This is a genomic window from Blautia sp. 2227st1_G12_2227SCRN_220401 (genome assembly GCF_039062885.1).
Taxonomy (GTDB): Bacteria; Bacillota; Clostridia; order Lachnospirales; family Lachnospiraceae; genus Blautia_A; species Blautia_A fusiformis.
Map to the genome: position 1 here is coordinate 1 of NZ_JBCLNI010000024.1, position 24,603 is coordinate 24,603.

General features: G+C 49.3%; 21 protein-coding genes. 2 read left to right on the forward strand and 19 right to left on the reverse strand.

Translation table 11 applies throughout. The features are described 5' to 3' along the window. The 10 genes from ABCM67_RS12040 to ABCM67_RS12085 form a co-directional block, all read right to left on the reverse strand. A partial coding sequence (locus tag ABCM67_RS12040; RefSeq protein WP_342992891.1) for a DNA translocase FtsK 4TM domain-containing protein occupies positions 1-1,690 on the reverse strand: 1,690 nt, incomplete at its 3' end. A 23-nt stretch (positions 1,691-1,713) separates the two neighbouring features. After that, on the reverse strand, positions 1,714-2,589 hold the full coding sequence (locus tag ABCM67_RS12045; RefSeq protein WP_147603006.1) for an undecaprenyl-diphosphate phosphatase: 876 nt from the start codon (positions 2,587-2,589) through the stop codon (positions 1,714-1,716). Positions 2,590-2,769: 180 nt separating this feature from the next. Then, a complete protein-coding gene (gltA, locus tag ABCM67_RS12050) occupies positions 2,770-4,164 on the reverse strand; it encodes an NADPH-dependent glutamate synthase (RefSeq protein ID WP_021650554.1) in 1,395 nt (464 codons plus the stop codon). Next, positions 4,164-5,051: a sulfide/dihydroorotate dehydrogenase-like FAD/NAD-binding protein gene (locus tag ABCM67_RS12055; RefSeq protein WP_015524825.1), complete on the reverse strand. Its 888-nt coding sequence runs from the start codon at positions 5,049-5,051 to the stop codon at positions 4,164-4,166. Before ABCM67_RS12055 ends, gltA begins: the two co-directional genes overlap by 1 nt. A gap of 165 nt (positions 5,052-5,216) precedes the next feature. Then, a complete protein-coding gene (locus ABCM67_RS12060) occupies positions 5,217-5,930 on the reverse strand; it encodes an ATP-dependent Clp protease proteolytic subunit (RefSeq protein ID WP_015524824.1) in 714 nt (237 codons plus the stop codon). A gap of 68 nt (positions 5,931-5,998) precedes the next feature. Then, complete coding sequence (locus ABCM67_RS12065) at positions 5,999-6,742, reverse strand: YebC/PmpR family DNA-binding transcriptional regulator (RefSeq protein WP_015524823.1); 744 nt, start codon at positions 6,740-6,742, stop codon at positions 5,999-6,001. 153 nt (positions 6,743-6,895) lie between these two features. Then, complete coding sequence (locus ABCM67_RS12070) at positions 6,896-7,243, reverse strand: type II toxin-antitoxin system PemK/MazF family toxin (protein ID WP_021650556.1); 348 nt, start codon at positions 7,241-7,243, stop codon at positions 6,896-6,898. A gap of 156 nt (positions 7,244-7,399) precedes the next feature. Then, positions 7,400-8,569, reverse strand: a complete 1,170-nt coding sequence (gene alr, locus ABCM67_RS12075) for an alanine racemase (protein ID WP_110102265.1) — start codon at positions 8,567-8,569, stop codon at positions 7,400-7,402. Beyond that, complete coding sequence (locus ABCM67_RS12080) at positions 8,566-10,083, reverse strand: NAD(P)H-hydrate dehydratase (RefSeq protein WP_114002417.1); 1,518 nt, start codon at positions 10,081-10,083, stop codon at positions 8,566-8,568. Before ABCM67_RS12080 ends, alr begins: the two co-directional genes overlap by 4 nt. Positions 10,084-10,144: 61 nt before the next feature. Further along, positions 10,145-10,792, reverse strand: coding sequence for a redox-sensing transcriptional repressor Rex (locus ABCM67_RS12085; protein WP_021650558.1), 648 nt, complete (start codon positions 10,790-10,792; stop codon positions 10,145-10,147). Positions 10,793-11,006: 214 nt separating this feature from the next. Here ABCM67_RS12085 and ABCM67_RS12090 point away from each other — a divergent pair, with 214 nt between their 5' ends. Continuing rightward, positions 11,007-12,923, forward strand: coding sequence for an ABC-F family ATP-binding cassette domain-containing protein (locus ABCM67_RS12090; RefSeq protein ID WP_147603007.1), 1,917 nt, complete (start codon positions 11,007-11,009; stop codon positions 12,921-12,923). Between the two features lie 30 nt (positions 12,924-12,953). Here the strand turns inward: ABCM67_RS12090 and ABCM67_RS12095 are convergent, their stop codons facing one another. Next, entirely contained in the window at positions 12,954-13,820 is an 867-nt protein-coding gene (locus tag ABCM67_RS12095) for a pyridoxamine kinase (RefSeq protein ID WP_021650560.1), read from the reverse strand. 92 nt (positions 13,821-13,912) lie between these two features. Here ABCM67_RS12095 and ABCM67_RS12100 point away from each other — a divergent pair, with 92 nt between their 5' ends. Then, entirely contained in the window at positions 13,913-15,229 is a 1,317-nt protein-coding gene (locus ABCM67_RS12100) for a PLP-dependent aminotransferase family protein (RefSeq protein ID WP_147603008.1), read from the forward strand. Here the strand turns inward: ABCM67_RS12100 and ABCM67_RS12105 are convergent. From ABCM67_RS12105 to ABCM67_RS12140, 8 genes are read right to left on the reverse strand one after another with little or no spacing between them, the layout of a single operon-like run. After that, the gene (locus ABCM67_RS12105; RefSeq protein WP_015524817.1) at positions 15,226-15,867 is read right to left on the reverse strand and encodes a precorrin-8X methylmutase; all 642 of its coding nucleotides are present in this window, start codon (positions 15,865-15,867) and stop codon (positions 15,226-15,228) included. The two genes, ABCM67_RS12100 and ABCM67_RS12105, sit on opposite strands and share 4 nt — an antisense overlap. Positions 15,868-15,869: 2 nt before the next feature. Next, positions 15,870-17,390: a cobyric acid synthase gene (locus ABCM67_RS12110; protein ID WP_021650563.1), complete on the reverse strand. Its 1,521-nt coding sequence runs from the start codon at positions 17,388-17,390 to the stop codon at positions 15,870-15,872. Continuing rightward, positions 17,375-18,427 (reverse strand): threonine-phosphate decarboxylase CobD, encoded by a 1,053-nt coding sequence (gene cobD, locus ABCM67_RS12115; RefSeq protein ID WP_110102259.1) that lies wholly within the window; start codon positions 18,425-18,427, stop codon positions 17,375-17,377. Before cobD ends, ABCM67_RS12110 begins: the two co-directional genes overlap by 16 nt. Positions 18,428-18,454: 27 nt before the next feature. Further along, positions 18,455-19,432 carry an adenosylcobinamide-phosphate synthase CbiB gene (gene cbiB, locus ABCM67_RS12120; protein WP_015524814.1) on the reverse strand — a complete coding sequence of 326 codons (978 nt, stop codon included), beginning with the start codon at positions 19,430-19,432 and terminating at the stop codon, positions 18,455-18,457. Continuing rightward, a complete protein-coding gene (locus tag ABCM67_RS12125) occupies positions 19,419-20,822 on the reverse strand; it encodes a cobyrinate a,c-diamide synthase (RefSeq protein WP_147603009.1) in 1,404 nt (467 codons plus the stop codon). The genes cbiB and ABCM67_RS12125 overlap by 14 nt, the downstream gene beginning before the upstream one ends. Then, entirely contained in the window at positions 20,823-22,796 is a 1,974-nt protein-coding gene (cobK, locus tag ABCM67_RS12130) for a precorrin-6A reductase (protein WP_147603010.1), read from the reverse strand. Next, the gene (cobJ, locus tag ABCM67_RS12135; RefSeq protein ID WP_021650567.1) at positions 22,789-23,520 is read right to left on the reverse strand and encodes a precorrin-3B C(17)-methyltransferase; all 732 of its coding nucleotides are present in this window, start codon (positions 23,518-23,520) and stop codon (positions 22,789-22,791) included. Before cobJ ends, cobK begins: the two co-directional genes overlap by 8 nt. After that, positions 23,513-24,601 carry a cobalt-precorrin 5A hydrolase gene (locus tag ABCM67_RS12140; protein WP_173745967.1) on the reverse strand — a complete coding sequence of 363 codons (1,089 nt, stop codon included), beginning with the start codon at positions 24,599-24,601 and terminating at the stop codon, positions 23,513-23,515. Before ABCM67_RS12140 ends, cobJ begins: the two co-directional genes overlap by 8 nt. Positions 24,602-24,603: the final 2 nt, after the last annotated feature.

A 24,603-nucleotide genomic window follows, 5' to 3' on the forward strand; every position in this document is an offset into this window, starting at 1 on the left:
CCTTACCTGCTGCAAAAGACAGCTTGGATTTTGCATTTTTAAACTCCTCTGACTGAAGAAGATCCCTCAGCATGACCGGGCTGTTCTCCTTGTTCGGAACCTCAATCCCCACGGCTGCCTTTCCCGGTATCGGTGCTTCGATGCGGATATCCGGTGTAGCAAGATTCAGCTTGATATCATCGGAAAGACCAACGATCTTGCTGACCTTCACACCCATTTCCGGCTGCAGCTCATAGCGGGTAACGGTAGGTCCGCAGCTCACATTGGTAACGGTTACATTGACGCCGAAATTATGCAGGGTTTCCTGAAGCTTCTGTGCTGTTTTGCGCAGATGTGCATCGGAATCTCCCTGAGATCTGCCATCTCCGCGCTTCAGAAGCTTCAGCGGCGGATACTGATATGGTTTCTTCTCCGGAGCTTCTCCCTGGCTGATCTCATGCTGGATATTTCTGATCCCATGCTCGATCTCTGTCTGAGATGACTTCGGGTTTCTGGAGGGCTGATGGGATGCCTTCTGTTCAGCTCCCGGCTGAGGATCCTCCTTTATCTCAGCGGGAACGGCTGCCTTTCCTGTTTCCCGGGAAGCTTTTGCTGCTGTCTCAGTTTTTGACGGCAGGACCTGCTGCATCTCGGGAATATCCACATCCTCATAACCGGAATAGGCATCTTCCTCTTCGGCTACCTGCATTTCTCTTTCGAAATCCGGCTCCTCCGACTCTTCCCGGGCCGGCTGGGACTGTGAACGGTGGATCTGGAATTCCAGCGGCTGAGCATGCTCCTCCGGTTTCTCATCAAGCCCTGGATCCTCTTCTGTCAGATCTGTATCTGCCGGAAGTACAGCCTTTTGTTCATCAAGGAAAGAAGGAAGATTAAATTCTCCTTCCCGGTTCGCCTTCACCGCAGCCTGTCTTTCTTTCTGCGATCTTCTTGTTTTTTTCTTTTGTTTTTTTGAGATATTTTCCGGATCTTTCTCTGTAAGGGCAAGTTCTTCTTCCTCCAGCTCTTCTTCCAGCCGGCGGATCTTCTCCGCTCTTTTTTCCGCACGGATCTTTCTGCGAAGCTCCTTCTGCTTTTCTCTGTCCGGCTGTCCCTCAAGATAAGCTTCTCTGCCCTCTCTTGCTGCATCTGTAAAAAAGTCCAGGATCTTATTCATAAATCCGAAGAAGGATCTCTGTGTTATGATGATCAGAGACACCAGAAGCACCAGAACGATGATCACAGTTCCGCCCACAACGCCAAAAGCGGATGCTGTGGAAATACATACTGCACCACCGAATACTCCACCGCCGGTACGGTATTCCGAACTCAGTGAATAATAATCCGAAAACGTGGTGCTTGGCGTATAGCCCTCTGTGATCAGCTGAAGAAAGCCGCAGAGGAACACAAAAAATACCACGCCCGCCAGTACCTTTTTGTAGGCAAGGCGGTTGGTATTGTTCACGATCAGGAACGTAACTCCGGCAAAAAGCAGGATCGGGAAAATATATGCACAAAGTCCCATGATGCCAAAGCATACGGCACTGATGGCATTTCCTACGATCCCTCCCATACCAAATGCACTGATCATCAGGATCAGGCAGGCCGCAAACATCACAAGGATCAGGATCTCTGTCTGAAAGCGGTTACCGACAGGCTGCTGCTTCGCCGCAGGTTTTCTTTTTCTTTTTTTTGTCGTTTTTGAAGCTGCCATTGTCAGACTCCTCCCAGTTGATATCAAATATAATTCGCTGCCAGAATAAGGATTCCGGCTGCAAAAGAATAAAATGCAAAATAACGCAGTCTGACCTGATTCGAAAGCTTAAGCATAAAACGGATCACCAGATAGCCTGTGATCCCGGCCACGATCATTCCAAGAACATAAGTAAATCCCTGGCCAACAGTCATATGAACAGAAGTAAACTCTCCCATCTCCACAAAAAAAGCTCCCAACACAGCCGGAATGCTCATCAGCAGCGAATATTTCACTGCAAACTTTCTTCCGAGGCCGCAGAAAAGTCCTGCGCTCATGGTAAGTCCAAGCCTGGAAAGTCCCGGAAACACAGAAAGGCCCTGGCAGATACCCATCCACATAGCATCTCCGAAGCTGGTTTCTTTTGTTCCCTTGCTGCCATTGACATTACTGTAGTCCACAACAAGGAGGATCACACCTGTAAGAAGGATTCCGATCCCGGAAAACATGTGTGAGGATGCGCTTCGCACAACAAGTCGTTTGCACTGATATCCGATCAGGACTGTAGGAATGGTGGATACCATGATCAGGGCAGTAAGCTTCCGGTAAGTTCCGCTTATGATCTTTGCGTAGGTAAGCTCTTTCCCAGTCCTACGGTTATAGAGAAAAATATTGGCATTTCCGATCAGATCCAGTATCATTCCGATCAGCTCGATCCCGATTTTCTTGATGTCCTTCAGAAAAACAAGGATCAGAGCTATCATAGTTCCCAGATGGAGCATCACTTCAAAAAGCACACCGGAGCCTCTGGTACCGCCCAAAAGATCCTGCACTCCACAGAGATGTCCGAAGCTGCTCACCGGCAGAAATTCGGTGATTCCCTGAATGATTCCCAATATAATCGCATGTATCACTGACATAATGATATTTCCTTTTCTTAAATTTTTTCCAACACATTATAGCATAACTGAGTAAAACTTACAATCTTCACTTGGCAAAAGTTTCAAACAAATGTTCTTTTTTTGATCTGCAAGAAAAAAAATCCTCCGGCTGCATCAGAAAACACAGTCGGAGGATCTGTTTATAAACAGACTTTCTGCTTATTTATTTTTCAGATATTCGTCGATACCTTTTGCACCAGCTTTACCTGCACCCATGGCAAGGATTACGGTAGCTGCACCTGTAACGGCATCACCACCGGCATATACGCCGTCCTTGGATGTCTTACCGGTTTCTTCCTCGGCAACGATACATCTTCTCTTGTTGATGTCAAGGCCCTTGGTTGTGGAAGAGATCAGCGGGTTCGGTGAAGTACCAAGAGACATGATGACAGTATCTACATCCATATCATACTCGGAACCAGGAATCTCTACCGGACGTCTTCTTCCGGATGCATCCGGCTCACCAAGCTCCATCTTGACAACCTTCATACCGTTTACGTGGCCGTTCTCATCAACGAGGATCTCCTTCGGATTTGTAAGAAGATCAAAGATGATGCCCTCTTCCTTAGCGTGATGAACTTCCTCTGCTCGTGCAGGAAGCTCTGCCTCACTTCTTCTGTATACGATATGTACCTCAGCACCAAGTCTCAGCGCTGTTCTTGCAGCATCCATGGCAACGTTACCGCCGCCGACAACTGCAACCTTTTTGCCTGCTGCGATCGGTGTATCATAGGAATCATCGAATGCTTTCATGAGGTTGCTTCTTGTCAGGTACTCGTTTGCAGAGAATACACCGCTTGCATTCTCACCCGGGATACCCATGAACATCGGAAGTCCTGCACCGGAACCGATGAATACAGCCTCAAATCCCTCATCCTCGATCAGCTGATCGATAGTAGTGGATTTACCGATGACAACGTTTGTCTCGAATTTAACGCCAAGCTCTTTGACCTTCTCGATCTCTTTCTTAACAACCTTCTGCTTCGGAAGACGGAACTCCGGAATACCGTAAACAAGAACACCGCCAAGCTCATGAAGAGCCTCGAATACAGTTACATCGTATCCTGCCTTTGCAAGGTCACCTGCACAGGTAAGTCCGGATGGACCGGAACCGATCACTGCAACCTTATGTCCGTTCTTAACCTCTGCTCCTGCAGGTTTGATATCATGCTCCAGAGCATAGTCTGCAACGAATCTCTCCAGCTTACCGATAGAAACAGCCTCGCCCTTCTTACCGCGGATACACTGTCCCTCACACTGGGATTCCTGCGGACATACACGACCACAGATAGCCGGAAGTGCGGAAGATAAACCGATCACCTTGTAAGCCTCTTCCATGTTGCCCTCTTTGATGTGCTCGATAAATCCCGGAATATTGATGGATACCGGACATCCCTCTACACATTTCGGTTTCTTACAGCCAAGGCATCTCTGTGCCTCTTCCATTGCTTCTTCCTGATTATATCCAAGACATACTTCCTCGAAGTTTGTCGCACGTACCTTCGGATCCTGCTCTCTTACAGGAACTTTTTTTAACATTTTTGCATCTGCCATTAGTTGTCACCTCCGCAATGTCCGCATCCACCGTGGTGGGTATCGCCTTCCTGAAGCTTCAGTAATGCACGGCCCTCCTGGGTCTTATACATCTGGCTTCTCTTCATAGCCTGATCGAAATCAACGAGATGTCCGTCGAACTCCGGTCCGTCTACGCAGGCAAATTTGATCTCATCACCGACCTGGAGACGACAAGCGCCGCACATACCGGTTCCGTCAACCATGATCGGGTTCATGCTGACAATTGTGTGGATACCAAGCTTCTTGGTAAGAAGACAGACAAATTTCATCATGATCATCGGTCCGATCGCTACACAGACGTCATAATGCTTGCCCTCGTTTGTCACAAGATCCTCAAGAGTCTTTGTTACCATACCGGAACGGCCATAGGAACCGTCATCTGTTGTAACATAAAGATTGGAAACAGCGCCAAGCTCTTTCTCAAGGATAACCATATCCTTAGTCTTGGAACCAAGGATAACATCCGCTGTGATGCCGTGCTCATGGAGCCATTTAACCTGCGGATAAACAGGTGCGGTACCGACACCACCGGCTACGAATACCATTTTTTTCTTCTTAAGTTCTTCGATATCCTCATGAACGAACTCAGACGGACATCCCAGAGGTCCTACGAAATCACGGAATGAATCTCCCGCCTTCAGTGCGGACATCTTAATGGTAGATGCTCCGATCTCCTGGAATACGATGGTAACTGTACCGGCCTCGCGATCGTAATCGCAGATGGTAAGCGGGATCCTTTCTCCCTTTTCGTCAAGTTTCACAATGATAAATTGTCCTGGCAGACAGTGGCTTGCCACACGTGGTGCATGCACAACCATAAGATGGATCTTAGCTGCCAGCGTTTCAGCTTTTAAAACCTTATACATGGTCTTCCTCCTCGCGCAAATTATAAACCTTTATTAATAATACGCTAAAAATCAGCATATGACAAGAGTAGATTTACAATTTCTGTCAAATTTCTTTACCACAGCACAGCGCAACCATGTTAGTCTTATGCAACTAGTATCATCAAAAGCCACATACAAAACTGGTTATTTCTGTGTTTTTTTCCTTTCGATAAGGGTATACAATCGGTCCAGTGCCTCCCGGATCCCTCCTACTTCATCGATGAGTCCTTCCTTTACCGCTTCCTCACCCTCCAGCATAGTCCCCACATCTTTTACAAGCTGGGAGGTATCCAGCATCAGCTCCTCCATCCGTTCTGCCGTGATATGTGAATGTCCGGATACAAAGGCAATGATCCGGTCCTGGATCTTTTCCATATTGCGGTAGGACTGCGCCACGCCGATGAACATTCCGTTCTGACGAACCGGATGGACCACCATGGTAGCACTTGGCACGATAAAGGAATAATCTGCTGATACCGCCATGGGTACACCTATGGAATGTCCCCCGCCCAGCACCAGGGAAACCGTAGGGATACTCAGAGACGCGATCATCTCCGCAATGGCAAGCCCTGCCTCCACATCTCCTCCTACCGTATTTAAAAGGATCAGAAGCCCCTCGATCTCCTCATCGTCCTCAATGAGAGCCAGCTTTGGCAGTACATGCTCATACTTGGTTGTTTTGCTGTGAGACGGCGCGGATTCATGACCTTCGATTTCCCCGATCACCGTCAGAAGCTCCACTTTATGCTTCCGGGAATTTCCATCGAGCACTGCCTGCCCGGTTTCCCGAATCTGTTCGTTCTGGCTCGCTTCCCGGTCCAGTTCCTTCTGTTTTCTCTCTTCGCTCTGTTTTTCCATAAAAAAATACCTCCGGAATCTGAAATTCTGGAGGTATTATATGCAAAATATTACTTTCTATTCAGAGATCATTCGTCCCAGTTTGTCCATACGTCAGTAACGTCGTCGTCATCATCAAGAAGATCCAGTGTTCTGTGAAGATCTTTGATAGCCTGATCATCCGTCAGCTCCACATAGGTCTGCGGGATCATGGCGATCTGTGCTTCTACAAGCGGGATTCCGGCTTTCTCAAGAGCCTCACGTACAGCACTGAAATCGTCCGGTGCTGTGATGATCTCAAAGCTGTCCTCTTCCTCGTTGAAGTCCTCAGCACCTGCATCCAGAGCTGTCATCATCAGCTCGTCCGCATCCATCTCGCCGCACTCATCCTCAAGCTCTTCCTTATCGATGATGATCTGGCCCTTCTGGTCGAACATAAAGGATACGCATCCCTGTGTTCCGATGCTTCCGTTACCCTTGGTAAACGCGTTACGTACATTACCTGCAGTACGGTTCTTGTTATCTGTAAGAGTCTCTACGATAATAGCAACACCGTTCGGACCATATCCCTCATATACAGCCTTCTCGTAGCTGTCTGCAGAATCCGCACCTGCTGCCTTCTTGATTCCACGATCGATCGTATCGTTCGGCATGTTGTTTGCTTTTGCTTTTGCGATGACATCACGAAGCTTGCTGTTGTTTGCAGGATCCGGGCCGCCGGCCTTTACTGCCATAACGATCTCACGGCCGATGACTGTGAAGATCTTACCCTTCTTGGCATCATTTTTCTCTTTCTTATGTTTGATGTTGGCAAATTTTGAATGTCCTGACATGGTATCTTCCTCTCCTTGTTACCGTATATTTTCTTTCGTGCCCTACTCATTTTGGGTACCGTTTTACATAATTGCAACTCGGTTTAATATAGCACTTATGAAAGATTTCGTCAAGAATCAGAAAACAAACCGGTCAAAATTCCTCATGTTCCCCTAAAAAGTCAGTTCCAGACTGATCTCAAGCGCATGATTCACCTTATCAAGCATAGCACTGTCCAGATGACACACCTTATCCTTCAGACGCCGCTTGTCGATGGTGCGGAGCTGTTCCAGAAGGATCACGGAATCCTTTTCGATCCCGTAGGCGGATGCATCGATCTCAATATGTGTCGGCAGCTTTGCCTTATTCATTTTTGATGTAATTGCCGCACAGATCACTGTGGGACTGTGACGGTTGCCCACATCGTTCTGGATGATCAGCACCGGACGGATGCCGCCCTGTTCACTGCCCACTACAGGTCTTAAGTCCGCGTAAAAAATATCCCCTCTTTTTATAACCACACAATTCACACTCCGATTCTGGTCCGGCTTATTTGCAAGCCGTATTCCTTTTTACAGATAAGTATTTCCACAATTTCTTTGTGTATACCATGCGTGGTACTTTTTTACCGGCCTTATGTCTGACCCGGCGTTTTCCGGATCCGGGTATTTACGGATCTACTGGAAAAAGCTCTCCTCTTCTCCGCATTCCTTACCGTCTTTGATATAAACCCGCGGAACACGTTTACTGATCCCACAGACAAATTCATAGGAAAATCTTCCGGAAAGATCTCCCAGTGTCTCCACACTGATAAATTCCTCTCCATCTCTTCCCATCAGGGTGACCTCGTCCCCGGCCTTCACCTCCGGGATATCTGTGACATCAACCATAAACTGATCCATGCAGACACGTCCGAGGATCGGAGCTTTTTTGCCCCGGATCAGGACCCAGCCCTTATTGGAAAGCTGTCTCGGATAGCCATCTGCATAACCTACGGGGATCGTTGCCATTCTGGTAAAGCGTTCTGTAACAAACGTTCCTCCATAGCTTACCGCTGTTCCACGTTCCACATTTTTCACATAGGATACATGACTTTTCAGCTCCATTGCAGGTGTCAGCTTCACAATATCACGTTCTACCTCCTCTGACGGATAAATACCGTAAATGGTGATACCGGCACGAACGACATTGAGATTTGCTTCCGGAACACGGATGATACCTGCACTGTTGGAGCAGTGACGTACCGGAATATGAACACCTCTTTTTTCCAGAAGCTCTGCAAAACGGAGATAACGGTCCAGCTGCACCAATGCAGGAGAACGGTCGGTCTCATCCGCCCTGGCAAAATGGGTAAACATTCCCTCGATCACCAGATTCGGGATTTTTGAGATTTTTTCGATCTTTATCGCATTTTCCGGAATATCCGCATATCCGATCCTTGTCATTCCCGTATCCAGAGCCAGATGAATATGTACATTTTTTCCAATGCGTGCACCTGCTTTTGCATATTCTGCCGCTGTATTAAGATCCGATATGGTGATTCGGATATCATTGGCTGCAAGCTCCTCATAATATTCCTCAAATACAAGGCCAAGGATCAGGACAGGCTTGGTGATCCCTGCATGCCGAAGCTCCAGTGCCTCCTCTGCAGTAGCTGTTGCAAATCCCCAGATATAGTCATAGTCCTGGATCAGACGGGCAATAGCTCTGGCACCATGGCCATAACCGTCTGCCTTGATCACAGCGATAATCTTTGTCCCTTCTTTGACATTTTTATGCATTTCCTCAAAATTGTGGGCAATGGCATCCAGTGATACCAGTGCTTTTACTCTCTCGTATTTTTTCATAATCCCGACTCCTCTTCACCTATAGCTAATGCCTTGGGCAGATATTCTATGATATCTCCTGCCAGCATACTGCGCTTTCCTTTTTCAGCGGCTGCAAGATCACCGCAAAGTCCGTGAAGATAAACACCTAACGCGGCCTTTAAAACCATGGGAGGCTGTTCCTCCGTTTTCAGATACATACATAACACTGCTGCCAGGATCCCGGAAAGCACATCTCCGCTTCCTGCAGTTGCCATTCCGGAATTACCGGAAAGATTCAGATACATCTGGCCTTTTTCATCTGCGATCACCGTACATGCATCCTTCAATACGCACACAGAGCCTGTTTCCGCAGCACATTTCAGTGCAGTATCTGCGATCTCATGCTGGATCTCCTGGATCGTTCTGCCACTGAGCCGGCTCATTTCTCCGATATGCGGTGTCAGGACTACATGCTCTCCCAGATACTGATACCACTGTGGATGTGCAGCCAGAAGGTTCAGGCCGTCCGCATCCAGGATCAGCGGCTTTTTCTCCCGGGCAGCCGCCGTGAGAAACCACTGTTCTCTCTCACGGCTGGCCACTGATGTTCCAAGTCCCGGTCCGATCACGATCACATCACACCAGGATAGAAGCTGTTCATTGGATTCCTGATCAAAGCGGCTGCAGACCATAGCCTCCGGAAGGAGTATCTGCAGTGGGATCCTGTTGGCTTCCACAGTCTGGATCTTTACCATTCCCGCACCGGCACGAAGTGCTGCACTGGCGCTTAAATAAGCGGCTCCACACATTCCCTCACTTCCGGTCACAAAGAGCACTTTTCCGAAGGTACCCTTGTTTCCGCCGGGATCACGTTCCGGAAACAGCTTCAGATCTTTATTTTCCAGACAGGCGGCAGATGCAGTCACAGCTTCCTGCTCATAGATCCCGATATCGGCGGTAACGATCCTTCCTGCATACAGTCTTCCCGGATAAAAGCAAAGACCTCTTTTCCGGTAGGCAAATGTGACAGTCAGATCGGCGCTGAAGGCAATTCCCATTTCCAGGCCAGTATCTCCGTTCACTCCTGACGGGATGTCAACTGCGATCTTTTTGGCCCTCGCACTGTTCATCTCATGGATGATATCAGCATAATGCCCCTCGATCGGACGCGTCAGGCCTACCCCAAACACGGCATCTACTATAGTAGTATATTCACTCCACTGCGGGTTATTCACCTCCGGGACACGATAACCGGAAGCGATCTTATACTGAAGAGCTGTCTCTCTGGTCATTTTATCTTTGTTTCCGACCATATAAAACTCTACCCGGATTCCCTTCAGATGGAACAATCTGGCAACAGCGATACCGTCACCGCCATTATTTCCGCTTCCGCAGACTACCAGGATCCTTTCGTCCTTCTGGAGATACTTTTCTGTTTCCTCTACCACCTTCAGTGCCGCCCGCTCCATCAGAACCTCGGAGGGAACTCCGATCTCACGGATCGTTGTGGAGTCCAGATCCTTCATTTCTTTGCAGGTAACAAGCTTCTTCATTCTGTCTTCTGCCTCCCCTCTGTCATAGAGAAAGCTGCCGTTTCCGGCAGCTTAACAATTCTTACTTATCCACATGTTCCTGCCTGTATTTGCTGAGATTATAAGACAGTGTCATCAGACTCTCGGAAAGATGAACGTTCTCTACGATCACATCATCCGGTGTCTCAAGATCGAGATGTGCAAAATTCCAGATTGCCTTGATCCCGTTCTCCACCAGGATATCTGCCATTTCCTTGGCTTTATTCTTGGGAAGTGTCAGGATCGCGATCTCCACGTTATTCTCTCTCAGGAAAAACGGAAGCTCACTGAGCATCTGGATCTCAAGTCCACGGACTGCGATGCCCTCAAGCACAGGATTTACGTCAAAGATACCAACCAGCCTGAAGCCACGCTTCTCAAAATCCACATAATTGGCAAGTGCCTGTCCCAGATTACCAGCACCCAGAATGATCATCGGATGAACGGTATCCAGTCCCAGGATCTTACCAATCTCTGTATAAAGATAATGTACATTATAGCCATACCCCTGCTGCCCAAAACCGCCGAAATTATTAAGATCCTGACGGATCTGAGAAGCTGTGGTATGCATCTTCTTACTTAACTCATTGGAAGAAATACGTTCTACATTGTCTTCCATCAGCTCTCCTAAGTAGCGGTAATAGCGTGGCAGACGCTTAATCACCGCTTTCGAGATTTGTTTTGTCTCCACGATAGTTTTCCTCCTTACCTTACACTAGGTTAATTATAACGAATTGACATTTTCCTGTCAATTAAAGTTGTCTATTCTGTACAAATTTCTTTTTATTTTTTCTAATAATTGATTTTTTCTTTGAAATCCCGGCAGTTTCCGTTATAATAGGTGGAGGATTTTTCCCTGTTCAGACATAAACAGGGGTGATTCTTTATACAGGAGGACAGTTTTTATGATTTTATCATGTCAGAATATATGCAAGGCCTTTGGCGAAAAAGTAATTTTAAATGATGCATCCTTTCACATTGAAGACCGTGAAAAGGCTGCTCTGATCGGATGCAACGGTGCAGGAAAGACCACACTGCTGCGTATCATCATGCAGGAGCTTTCTGCTGATTCCGGTACCGTGGTGCTTGCCCGGGATAAAAATATCGGCTATCTTGCCCAGTACCAGGATATCCACGGACATCATACCATCTACGAGGAGCTTCTTACCACCAAGCAGCACATCATCGATATGGAACGCCGTATCCGCAACATGGAACAGGAAATGAACACGGTGACCGGTGATGAGCTGAACCGTCTGATGGAAACCTATACCCGCCTGACCCATCAGTTTGAGCTGGAGAACGGATACGCTTACAAAAGTGAGCTGACCGGTGTCTTAAAGGGTCTCGGCTTCACGGAGGAAGATTATGACAAGCAGATCGAAACTCTTTCCGGCGGTCAGAAAACCCGCGTGGCGCTGGGCAAGATGCTTCTTTCCAAGCCGGATATCCTGCTTCTGGATGAGCCAACCAATCACCTGGATATGGAAAGCATCTCCTGGCTGGAAACTTATCTTCTGAATTATCCGGGAGCTGTTTTTATCGTCTCCCATGACCGTTATTTTCTGGATAAGGTGGTCACCAAGGTCATTGAGATCGAAGCCGGACAGACCCGCGTATACAGCGGCAACTACTCTGCCTATGCTCTCAAGAAGGCTCAGCTTCGTGACGCACAGTACAAGGCATACTTAAATCAGCAGCGGGATATCAAGCATCAGGAAGCCGTTATCGCCAAGCTGAAATCCTTTAACCGTGAAAAATCCATCAAGCGTGCGGAAAGCCGTGAAAAAATGCTGGACCGTGTACAGAGGATCGAAAAGCCTCTTGAGCTCCAGGACCGGATGCGTATCTCGCTGGAACCACGGGTGTTAAGCGGAAACGATGTGCTCCACGTGGAAGCGCTTTCCAAGGCCTTTCCGGGACAGACCCTGTTCTCCGATATCTCCTTTGATATCAAACGCGGCGAGCGTGTGGCACTGATCGGAAACAACGGAACCGGAAAGACCACCATGCTGAAGATCATCAACGGTCTTATTGAGGCAGATGCCGGCAAATTTTCCCTTGGTTCCAAGGTGCAGATCGGTTATTACGATCAGGAACATCATGTTCTGCATATGGACAAGACGATTTTCCAAGAGATCTCCGATACTTATCCGACTCTCACAGAGACCGAGATCCGAAATATGCTTGCCGCATTTCTCTTTACCGGAGATGATGTTTTCAAGGAGATCTCCGCACTTTCCGGTGGAGAAAGAGGCCGTGTTTCCCTTGCAAAGCTGATGCTTTCCGAAGCCAACTTCCTGATCCTTGACGAGCCTACCAACCATCTGGATATTGCCTCCAAGGAGATCCTGGAGGAAGCACTGGTCAGCTACACCGGTACAGTCCTTTATGTCTCCCATGACCGTTACTTTATCAATCAGACTGCGACCAGGATCATGGAGCTGACAAACCAGGCAGTGGTAAATTACATCGGTGATTATGATTACTATCTGGAAAAGAAGGAGGAGCTGACCAGTACCTATGCACCGGGAAGCACTTCTCCGGAGGCACCTGCCGAAGAAAAAGCGGTTTCCGAGAACAAGCTTTCCTGGCAGCAGATGAAGGAAGAACAGGCAAAGAAACGAAAACGGGAAGCCGAGCTGAAAAAAGTCGAAGCCCGTATCGAAGAGCTGGAAACAAGAGACAGCGAGATCGACGAAACCATGGTCCTTCCGGATGTCTGCACCAATGTAGCGGAATGTACAAAGCTGAGCCGCGAAAAAGCAGCCATCACTGAAGAACTGGAAGAGCTTTATGAAAAATGGGAAGAGCTGGCCTGACGGTCAGCTCTTTTTTATCCCCTTATGTTTTTACGGAAGCAGCATGCCGAGATGCTGTTCAAAGCATACACCATCGTTACGGTCTGTTCCTTCCTCCACCGCATCCCGGATCGATGCCGAGATAAAGTCCACGGCCAGCTCTGCACAGGTTTTCATGGAATATCTTTTTACCAGCCCTGCACTGAGCACGGATGCAAAAAGATCTCCTGTCCCGGAATAGCTTCCGCCGGATTTCTCTGCAAATACCCAGGAGCTGTTTCCGTTTTCCAGGACAAGATTCCCCATTTTCAGAGGCTGCCCCTCCTCCCTGTGATCCACTCCGGTGATCACAACGGCAGGAAGTGAAAATTTCCGGGCAAGTCCGCACCCGATCTCCCGGATCTCTTCCATCCGCCGGGCCTCTGATACCTTTTGCAGTTTATTCCAGATCTCCTCCATTTTTTCTTTTCCGTAGAGAAGAAGGAGGGCCTCCGTAAGGTTCGGTGTGATCACATAGGAACGACGTGTCAGTTCGCAGAACCGGCTGCGGAGCTCTTCTGTATAGATCGGATAAACCGCGCCGTCATCCCCCATCACCGGATCTGTAAGGATCAGAGTATCCTTCCCTGCAAACGCATCCATAAATTTCAGGATCCTGTCTGCCTGCTTATCGTCAGAAAGAAATCCTGTATAGATCCCATCCGGGAAAAATCCTCTTTTTTTCCACTGCTCCATATATGGTTCCATATGCTCTGTGAAATCCTCACAAAAATAACTTTCATAACCGGTCTGGTTGCTTAAAACAGCGGTGGGAAGTGGACACGCCTGGACTCCCATCACCGAGATCACCGGGATCGCTGCTGTCAGTGAACATTTCCCCAGCCCGGAAAGATCATTGATCACTGCTATTTTTTTCATGGTAATTCTCCAGTCTTGAGTTTTTTTCTGTAATATTATAGAATGAACTGTCAGGTTTACGCAATCATTTTTGGAAGGAAATCATCATACTTATGTTAAATATATCTGCAGAACACAAAAAAGAACACCTTTATCTGGAGGTTTACCACTATTATCGGAAGCTGATCCTGGAAGGCCGTCTCCTTCCCGGAAGCAAAATGCCCTCCCTCCGCAAATGCGCCCAGGAGCTGAAGCTGAGCCGTACCACCATTGAAAATGCCTATCTTCTGCTGGCAGCAGACGGCTATATCATCGCCAGGGCACAAAGCGGCTATTATGTCACCGGCATTGCTTCCAAGCAGCATCTGCTTACCCCCGAAAAACAGGATAAGGACATCACGCCCTGCCTTTATGATTTTGCCTCTTCCGGTGTTGACCGGGAAAGCTTCCGTTTTGATCTGTGGCAGCGTTACATCAAAAGCGCCCTCCGCCAGGGCGACCGTATGCTTTCTTATGGCGAACCCCAGGGCGAAAGCGATTTCCGGGAGGTTCTCGCAGACTATATCCGGGAACGCAGAAATGTGATCTGCTCCCCGGATGACATTGTAGTAGGGGCCGGTCTCCAGCCCCTTCTCCAGATCCTCTGCCCTCTGATCCATGAACGGAAAACCGTTTCGTTCCCCACACCGTCCTTCACCACATGCAGCACCATCTTTCAGGATTACGGCTTTGATGTCCATTACCGGGACAAAAGCTGCGATGTGATCTATGTTTCTCCTGCTCACATGACGAAATGGGGCGAGATCATGCCGGTAAAACGACGCCTGGAGCTGATCCGTCATGCGGAGATCAATGACCATCTGATCATTGAGGATGATTTCGAAAACGAATTTGTTTATTTCCAGAAGCCGACGCCTTCACTTTTCGGTCTTGCAGGTGGTGAAAACGTTGTCTATATCGGTTCCTTTTCCAGGCTGCTGCTGCCCTCCATCCGTGTCAGCTTCATGGTACTGCCGCGCTCTCTCCGGGAAAAATATACAAAAAAAGCAGCCTTTTATAATCAGACTGCTTCCAAGGCAGAACAGATCGCGCTCTGCCAGTTTATCCGCGACGGGCATCTGGCTTCTCAGACAAGAAAGCTCCGCCGCCTTTATTCCCAGAAGCTGAAGGCTCTTTCCCAGGCTGTCCGGGGAACCTTCGGCCAGGACTGCCAGATCCAAACAGGAGCCGCAGGAACCAGCCTTGCCCTTACTCTTCCCTGTTCTCTCACAGGCAGTGAACTGACAGACAGAGCCCGGAACCGTGGTCTGGGACTGGAGGTTCTCAGAGAAAACGGAGCCGAGGTCACCCTGGTCCTCTCCTGCTCCTCCATTCCATCCAAGGATTTTCTGCCTGCCTGTCAGCTTCTGAAGGAGGTTACCGGCTCCTAATCTCTCCGGTTATCGATCATGTAGAGCAGGGCATTTACAATGCACGCAGCGATGTTGCTTCCACCCTTGCGTCCTTTTGCCACAATATAAGGCACATCTGCGTGCATGATCAGCTCCTTGGACTGCACAACATTCACAAAGCCTACCGGCACACCGATGATCAGCTCAGGAGAAAGCTTTCCGTTCTCAATAAGCTCATAAAGACGTACCAGTGCGGTAGGTGCGTTTCCAATGGCAAAGATCAGCTTTTTATCCATCTCTGCTGCCTTGTCCATGCTGGCTGTGGCTCTGGTAGTCCCGTTCTTTTTTGCAAGGGCAGCCACATCCTCATCGGACATGAAGCAGTAAGCCTCACCGCCGTAGCGGGCAAGTGCACGCTTGTTGATCCCGGCCTTTGCCATCTGGGTATCTGTGACGATACAGGCACCGTTGCGGATGGCGTCCATGGCCATCTCCACTGCCCCCTCCGAGAAGCAGAGATTTTTTGCATAATCAAAATCTGCGCTTGTGTGGATGCAGCGTTTTACGATCAGCTCTGTTCCCGGGATCAGGGGAGTATCCCCCAGCTCTTCTGTGATGATCTCAAAGCTTCTTTTTTCGATCTCCATGGGTTTTACATTTTCAAGCTCAACTTTCATTTCTATTCTTCCTCCGTAATCCCGTTTTCCAGTATCTCATAGATTTTTTTCATATCCAGATGCTTCCGCAGCTCTGCAGCCAGGATATCATACTGCTGTTCCTTAAATGCCGCAAAATCCACGCCTGTCATATTTTCCACATCAATCCCTTTTTTCTCGCCGATCACGCGGATGATCGCCTCTGCAGATGCTTCCTTATCGAAAACGCCATGGATATAGGTTCCGCACACATTTCCCGCAAAAGCACCCTCTTCTTTTTTCTTACCGCTGACGCTGTCTGTAATCTTCGTGGCTGTTCCTGCATTGTCCTTCAGGATGCTTTCGCCCATATGAATCTCATAGCCCTCGATCTCCGCACCGGAAAGAGGAGCAAACACACCGGACAGCTGACCGAAATGCCCCTGCACCCTGGTCCTGGTTTTCTTTTCGGCAAATACCGTTTCCATGGGAAGAAGTCCCATTCCTTTCATGGAACCGCCATTTTCAACGCCATGAGGATCGCTTAAGGTTTCACCCAGCATCTGATAGCCGCCGCAGACACCAAAGATCAGCTTGCCTCTGGAGGCTTCCTTAAGAACTGCTGCCTCCATTCCGCTTTCCCGCATCCAGATCAGATCGCCCATGGTATTCTTGGTTCCAGGAAGGATGATCATATCCGGAGAGTGAAGATCTCTCGGGTGTTTTACATAGCGGAGAGAAACTCCGGGAATGCTCTCAAAAGGATTAAAATCCGTAAAGTTGGAGATCCTTGGTGTACGGACCACTGCGATATCAATGACACCGGCTTCCTGCTTCCGGTCAAAACGCTCCGTCAGGCTGTCCTCATCCTCCACCTGGATATCCAGATAAGGCGCCACCCCCACCACCGGGATCCCGCTTCTTTCCTCAAGCATGACAACACCAGGGTCCAGAATAGTCTTATCTCCGCGGAATTTGTTGATGATCAGCCCCTTTACCATAGCCTTCTCATCGTCCTCCAGAAGCTCCACCGTACCGATCAGCTGGGCAAAAACACCTCCACGGTCAATATCTCCCACAAGAAGGACCGGTGCCTTGGCCATCTTTGCCATACCCATATTTACAATATCCTCATCCTTGAGATTGATCTCGGCAGGACTTCCCGCACCTTCGATGACAATGATATCGTTTTCCGCTGCAAGAGCGTTGTACGCCTTCATCACATCCGGGACCAGGGTCTTCTTATATTTGAAATAATCCCTGGCACTCATGGTTCCAAGAACCTCTCCGTTTACGATCACCTGGGAGCCTACATCATTGGTAGGCTTCAGAAGGATGGGATTCATCAGGACAGACGGCCGGATCCCGGCTGCCTCTGCCTGCATGACCTGGGCCCGTCCCATCTCAAGACCATCCTCTGTGATAAAGGAATTCAGTGCCATATTTTGTGATTTAAAAGGAGCCACACGATATCCATCCTGCTTAAAGATTCTGCAAAGTCCCGCAGCCAGCAGGCTTTTTCCGGCATTGGACATGGTTCCCTGTACCATTATTGCTTTTGCCATAATATACCTCCCTCAAGTACTTCGATCAGTTTTACATTTTCTTCATGGCGCTTTACCGCGATCCGGTAATACCCCTTTGTAAGTCCCGGATAATTGCTGCAGTCACGGATCAGGATCCGCTTGCGCAGACAGAAGTCAAAGAGCTCCTCCGGTCCTTTAAAGAAAATATAATTTGCTTCCGACGGAAATACTTTATACCCAATGCGGACCAGCTCATCCTTCAGCCACTGTGCCTCCCGAAAAACAAGCTGTCTTCCCTCCTCTACATATTCCGTCTCTGTAAGTGCCTGGAGCCCGGCTGCCTGGGCCATGGTGGAAACATTCCATGGCTGAACGCAGAGCTCCATCCTTTCCATCAGCTTTCTGTCAGAACAGAGGCCATAGCCCAGCCGCACACCGGCCATGGCATATCTTTTTGTAAATGCCTTCAGGATAAAAAGATTATTGAACCCGGAAAGAGAACGCTTCAGAGAATACTCTTCCGGTTCCTTTACAAAATCAAGGAAACATTCATCTACCACCAGCAGGATATCCAGCTTTCTGCATTTTTCCAGGATCCTTTTCAGAAGCCTGTGGGGGATCAGCATGCCGGTAGGATTGTTGGGGTTACATAAGAAAGCCATATCCAATCCCTTATGAAGGATATCCAGATATGCTTCACTGAGCACAAAACCGTCATTTTCCGTCAGCATGTAATATTCCAGCTCACAGCCAGTGCTGGCCAGAGCCTGTCCGTATTCCGCAAAAGTAGGCGCCGGGATCAGAGCCCGCTTTGGCTTTACTGCATGACAGAGAGTAAAGATCACTTCTGCTGCTCCGTTACCGCATATTACCTCTTCCGCTTTTACCCCTTCCGATTCTGCGATCCTTTCCCTGAGAACGCCACATCCCACCTGGGGATACTGTGCAATATGATCCAGACTGTGGATAATGGCCTGCTTCACACTTTCCGGTGTTCCCAAAGGATTCAGATTTGCCGAAAAATCCAGGCAGTCTTTATGTTTATATACGTCTCCTCCATGTATGTGTTTTGTCATTGGTCATTCTCCTGTCTGTATTTATTGTTACCTTAATAACCCGAACCGGATCCCCGCACTGAGCAGTCCAAATACAACCACACCCAGTATGGATGCCGCGTACATCAGCCGGTTAGCTCTTTTGATATCCTCCGGCTCCACCGGGCGGATCGGATCCCCGATCGTGGGTTTTTCATATAATTTCCCGAAATAATATGCATTTCCCGCAAGCTGTACATCCAGCGCTCCGGCCATGGCAGCCTCTGTCTGAGCAGAGTTGGGGCTTGCATGATTTCTCCGGTCACGTTTGTAGATCTTTGCCGCGTTTTTTGTATCCATTCCTGTAAAAACAGTTCCTGCCACCATCAGCCATCCGGAGATCCTCGCAGGGATATAATTGGCCACATCATCCAGCTTTGCCGCAATACGGCCGAAATAAAGATATTTGTCATTTTTATATCCAAGCATGGAATCCATGGTATTGATACCCTTATACAAAAACATCAGCGGCACCCCGCCGATAGCCATATAAAGCATGGGGGCGATCACGCCGTCGGATGCATTTTCCGCAACGGTTTCCACAGCAGCCTTTGTCACGCCGGTTTCCGTAAGCTCTCTGGTATCACGGCCTACGATCATGGACACCGCATAGCGTGCCTCGTCCAGAGTTCCGTTTTTCAGCCGGTCATAAACCTTCATACTCTCATCTTTCAGGGAACGAGTGGCAAGAAGCTGATAGCACCAGAAAACCTCCAGCACAAATCCGGCCACCGGCAGATACCGGTAAAGATAATAAAGCACCAGAAGCGGCACCCCGCCGCTGAACAGACAGACAAGCACTACGATCAGAAAGCCTCCTGTCAGCTCACCGCCGTGATTTTTCGGAAAGATCTTCCGGATCACCTTTTCCAGCACTGCGATCAGATTGCCGATGACACAGATCGGATGATAAAGCCATCTGGGATCCCCGATCAGAAGATCCAGCACAAATCCTATGACCAGTGCAGGAAGACTATATTTCAGCATCTTTTTTCTGCCTCCGTTCTTTCTTATATTCCAGTGCGTTCTTCAGGAAGCGTGCCGGAACCCTGGGATTTCCGTAATAATAAAGATGCGGAAATCCTGCCATCAGCCTGCCCCGGTCATGGATACAATCCCATCCTCTTTTAGATGCCGGCTTTGCCGCATGAAAATCCTCTCCGCAATCTGTGGAATCAAAATAATGGAATTCATGAGCCGGGATCTCACCAAGTCCGGTATCCTGTTTTTCCGTAAGGGTGATATAGCCGAACCGGTTCAGCTTCGGTGTCCGGTAAGCCCTTCCAGGGATCACCCCGCAGACTCTGCGCTGCTTTCCTTCCATATCCTCCATCTCCTGATGAAGATACATGAATCCGCCACATTCTGCCAGACAGGGCATTCCGTCCAGGATGACTTCCCGGATCTGGGTGCACATTTCCTGATTTTCTTCCAGCGCCTCCCCGTTTAATTCCGGGTAACCGCCGCTTAAAAGAAGCCCGTCCAGATCCTCTGGAAGCTCTCTGTCATGAATGGGTGAAAAACGTACCAGCTCCGCTCCCATCTGCTCCAGAAGATTTAAATTATCCGCATAGAAAAAGCAGAAGGCTTCATCATCCGCCACACCAATCCGCACCTTTTCCTCTGTACGGTATCCGAAGGCAGTATCCTTCTGTATCAGCATTTCCGTCTCCGGTGCCGCAAGCTCCGGTGCTTCCCCTGCAAGCTCCAGGATCCCATCGATATCCAATGTTTTCTCCAGTACCTCGGAAAGCTTCTGCAGACGGCTTTTCAGCTCCGGGATCTCCTCCGGAAGCACCAGCCCCAGATGACGGCTTTCGATCACACAGTCCTCCACCTTCGGAACATATCCCAGCACCTTTACGGAAAGCTCCTCTTCCAGAAGCTTCTTCATCCTAGGATACAGCATGGGAGACATCTGGTTAAAGATCACGCCGCAGATATGACTGTCCTTTTTGTATTCCAGAAAGCCCTTTACATAGGCAGCCAGGGAAACACTCATACCACGACTGTTTACGATCAGGATCACCGGTGTATCTGTGGTGGAGGCCAGATCATAGGCGCTGGCTCTGGAGGTGATCCCTCCTACACCGTCATAATACCCCATAACTCCCTCCATCACTGCGATCTCACAGTCCGATGCGTTCTTTGCCAGAAGATACCGGGTTCTGTCTCCATCTGTAAAAAACGTATCCAGGTTTCGGGATCTTGTACCGATCACACGGCTGTGGAACATAGGATCTATGTAATCCGGGCCGCATTTAAAAGAAGCCACCTTAAGGCCACGATTCACCAGCGCCTGAAGCAGCCCGCAGGTGATCAGGGTTTTTCCGCTTCCGCTGGCACCTGCCGCAAGAAGTATTCTCGGGATCTTCACCTAAATCTCCTCCCCTCTTCCGCTGCAGGAAATGATATAGATCGGATTCTCACCCATCATCATATGATACCTTCCGATAGATTTTGATCTTGCCGCAGACAGCTGTACGATATCCACATCCGTCAGGCTGAAATCTCGTATGGCATTCATGGCTTCCGTCACCGTCTCCAGCGTGATGCAGTTGATCACGATCCGTACTTTTGGATTTTTGTCCAGAAGAAGCCGGATGATCTCATTCATATTTCCGGAAGACCCGCCGATAAAGGCATGTGTCGGAACAGGCAGTTCCACCATCGCTTCCGGCGCAGTACCTGGCACGATCTCCAGATTGTCTGTGGCAAATTTCCGCCTGTTCTCCTTCAGAAGAGCAAGGGCATCTTCCTTTTTCTCGATGGCATAGACCTGCCCCTTCCAGGCACGAAGCGCCATCTCAACGGAAACCGAGCCTGTGCCCGCTCCCACATCATAGCAGACAGAATCCTCCTGAAGACGAAGCTTGGACAGAGAAACCGTACGCACCTCTTCCTTTGTCATAGGCGCCTTCCCACGGAGAAATTCCTCATCACAGATCCCGTGAACTGCGGGCAAAGGTACTGCCTTTTCATTGCACGCAGTTACCACGCTTAACGCATCACCCCGGTATTCTGTAAGCTCTGCCGCACTGGCATGAAAGATCTTTTCATTTTCGTAGGAAAGATTTTCTCCCACATAGAGGGTCACATCACCCATTCCATACGCAACCAGACGAGAAGCCAGACGAGCTACCCCATCCTCTGTTCCCAGAATGGAAAAAACCTTGGGGTTATGCCGAATCAGGGCGATCAGATTACAGTCTCTTCCATGAGCGCTGACGATTCTGGCATCATCCCAGGAAAGACCGATCTTCGCCATAAAATAAACAACGGAAGAAATCCCGCAGATCACCTGGACATCGCCATCCAGAAGATCCATCAGCTTCCTTGCACCGCTGTAGAAGCCCACATCGCCGGAAAGGGCAATGGCTACGGTACGGTACTGTGGATGTGTCTTGATATACTCCACGATCTTATCACTGCGATACTCATGGAGAACCATCTGCCCCGGCCTCTGTACGGCATCTGTCATACGCTTTGCACCGATCAGAAGCTCCGCCTCATCAAAGGCCTTCTTTCCTTCCAGGGTCAGGGTTTTTTCCGCACCCATGCCGATGCCTACAAGAGAAACCCTCTGTGACAGGGTAAGGCCGAACAGCTTTGCCAGAAATACCCTTGCTTCCGGCAGGGACAGCCCCTCCTCCTGCAATGGTCTTCCGATGATCACAGGTGTGACGCCGCAGCGCTGACAGGCCTCCATCTTTTCCGGGAATCCACCTGCCAGACCGGTATCCTTGGTGACCAGATAGCTGCACTGAAACTGTCGAAGCATGGCTTCGTTGATCTCTGTAGAAAATGGCCCCTGCATACCGATGAGATGCTTTCCTTCGATTCCCAGCTCCGCACAGGAGCTGATCACGGAAGGGATGGACAGCACCCGGGCAAAAAGCCGCTCCTGGTAATCCGGAATCACTGTAAATTTAGACAGCTCCTTGCTTCCTGTGGTAAGAAAAATGTTCCCCTCTGTACCGGAAAGAAGCTCTGCCGCCTTCTCCGTGCTTTCCACATAGATGGCTTCCCTGTTCTTCTCCCCCTCCGGGCGAAGGACACGCTGATAGCGGATGCTTCCGTTCTCACAGGCAGTCCGGATATTTTTTGTCACCTCTGCTGCATAGGGATGAGTGGCGTCCAGAACGATCTCCGGCGCTTCCCTCCGGAAAAGCTCCTCCATATCTTCGGTTTTCAGCCTTCCGGCGCTGACATGGAGAAATTCATTTTCCTTCAGAAGGGAGCCGCCATATTCCGTGGCTGCACAGGCATAGACCGGAACATGATTTTCCGCAAGGAACTCACAGAGTGCATAGCCCTCGGTGGTCCCTGCAAAAACAATGGCTTTATACATTCTTATATCCCCTTGGTGTTACCATCTTGCCGTTTACATTCTTAGTCTGTGAATTTCCCACAAAAACGGTAGTAAACATATCCACTTCTGTATCACGGAGTTCCTTCAGTGTCATAACCTGTGCAGTCTCGCCGTCACGTGCGATCTGGGCAACCGTGCCGCAGACAGTATCCGGGGACTTGTATTTCATCATCAGATCACAGGCCTTCTGAAGATAATCCTTACGTTTTCTGCTGGACGGATTGTAAAGGCATACCACAAAATCCGCCTGTGCTGCTGCCAGAAGCCTTGCCTCGATCTTCTCCCACGGAGTCAGAAGATCACTTAAGCTGATCAGGCAGAAGTCATGGATCAGCGGTGCACCCAGCACTGCGGCGCCGCCTGTGGCTGCTGTCACACCCGGGATAATGGTCAGCTCCACATCCGGATAGTTTTCTCCCACCTCATACATCAGACCTGCCATGCCATAGACACCGGCGTCACCACTGCAGATCATGGAAACGGTTTTTCCTTTTTTTGCCTCGTCAAAAGCAAGTACACAGCGGTCTACCTCTTTTTTCATCGGTGTGGTCATGAACTCTTTGCCTGCAAAATACTCCTTTACAAGATCCACATACACCGTGTAACCGATGATCACATCACTTTCATTTAATGCACGGATCGCTCTTCCAGTCATCTGGTCATACGCACCCGGGCCAATTCCTACAACATAAATCTTACTCAAAACGTATCCTCCGATTTCCGGCTGCAAGGGCGGTGGTCACACCGTCCCGGCCTGTTTTTTTTCTGATCAGTGTACCCTGTCCGCAACCCAGAACCGCGCTTCTCTCACAGACATTCTCTACACCTGTTATCTTTTTTACAAATTGTGACGGGGTAAATTCACCCTGCACTGCCTTCAGCTCTTCCTCTGTAAAGGTCAGAAACGGAAGCTGCCAGGCTTCTGCCAGAGAAAGAAGTCCCACCTCTTCCTTCTTCAGATCGATACTGGCAATGGCTCTCAGTGCTTCTCTGTAAACATCCGATTCTCTCAGACATTCCTCTGCCGCCTTCCGGATGGAGGCTGCATCCTTTCCCCTGCGGCAGCCCATTCCCAGAACTGCAGAGGGCGGCACCACATGGACTGTATTTTTAAAGGGCAGGCAACCTCTGTGGATCGTCACCGCAATACCTGTTTCCGGTGCCTCACCGGCTTTCTCACCATTCTCCGGATCCGCTGCAGCTGAGGGCCTTCCGTCTTTCCCGCAAAGCACCAGACCCTCCGGCAGCTCTCCATCCCATGGAAACTCACTGTAAAAGCCAACGCTCTCTCCCGCAAGAAGGGCTGCAGAAGCCTCCTTTGCAGCCTTCATATGAAAAATAGCACAGCCATTCTTTTTTGCAAAAACATCCACTGCAAAACGGCTGTGAAGATCTGTGGCTGTTGTCACAACCGGCACCGCCTTAAGATATCCGGCACAGCGAAGAGCCAGCTCATTGGCTCCGCCCAGATGTCCGGAAAGAAGAGCAATGACAAATTTTCCACACTCATCGATCACCAGCACAGCCGGATCCGTCTTTTTTCCGGCAATGTAAGGTGCGATACTGCGCACTGCGATCCCGCAGGCGCCAATAAAGATCACACCCTCTTTTCCTGTCCGGAACTGTTCCCCTGCCCACTGGGAGGTGGAAACAGAGATCGGATCCGGAAGGTAACGGCTCTTTTTTGCAAGGGTGACACTCTCACCCTCTTTTTCCAGAGCCCTCTGAAGCCTTTCCCCTGTCTCCAGCCCTGTCATACTGAAGCAAATGATGGAAATGTTCATAT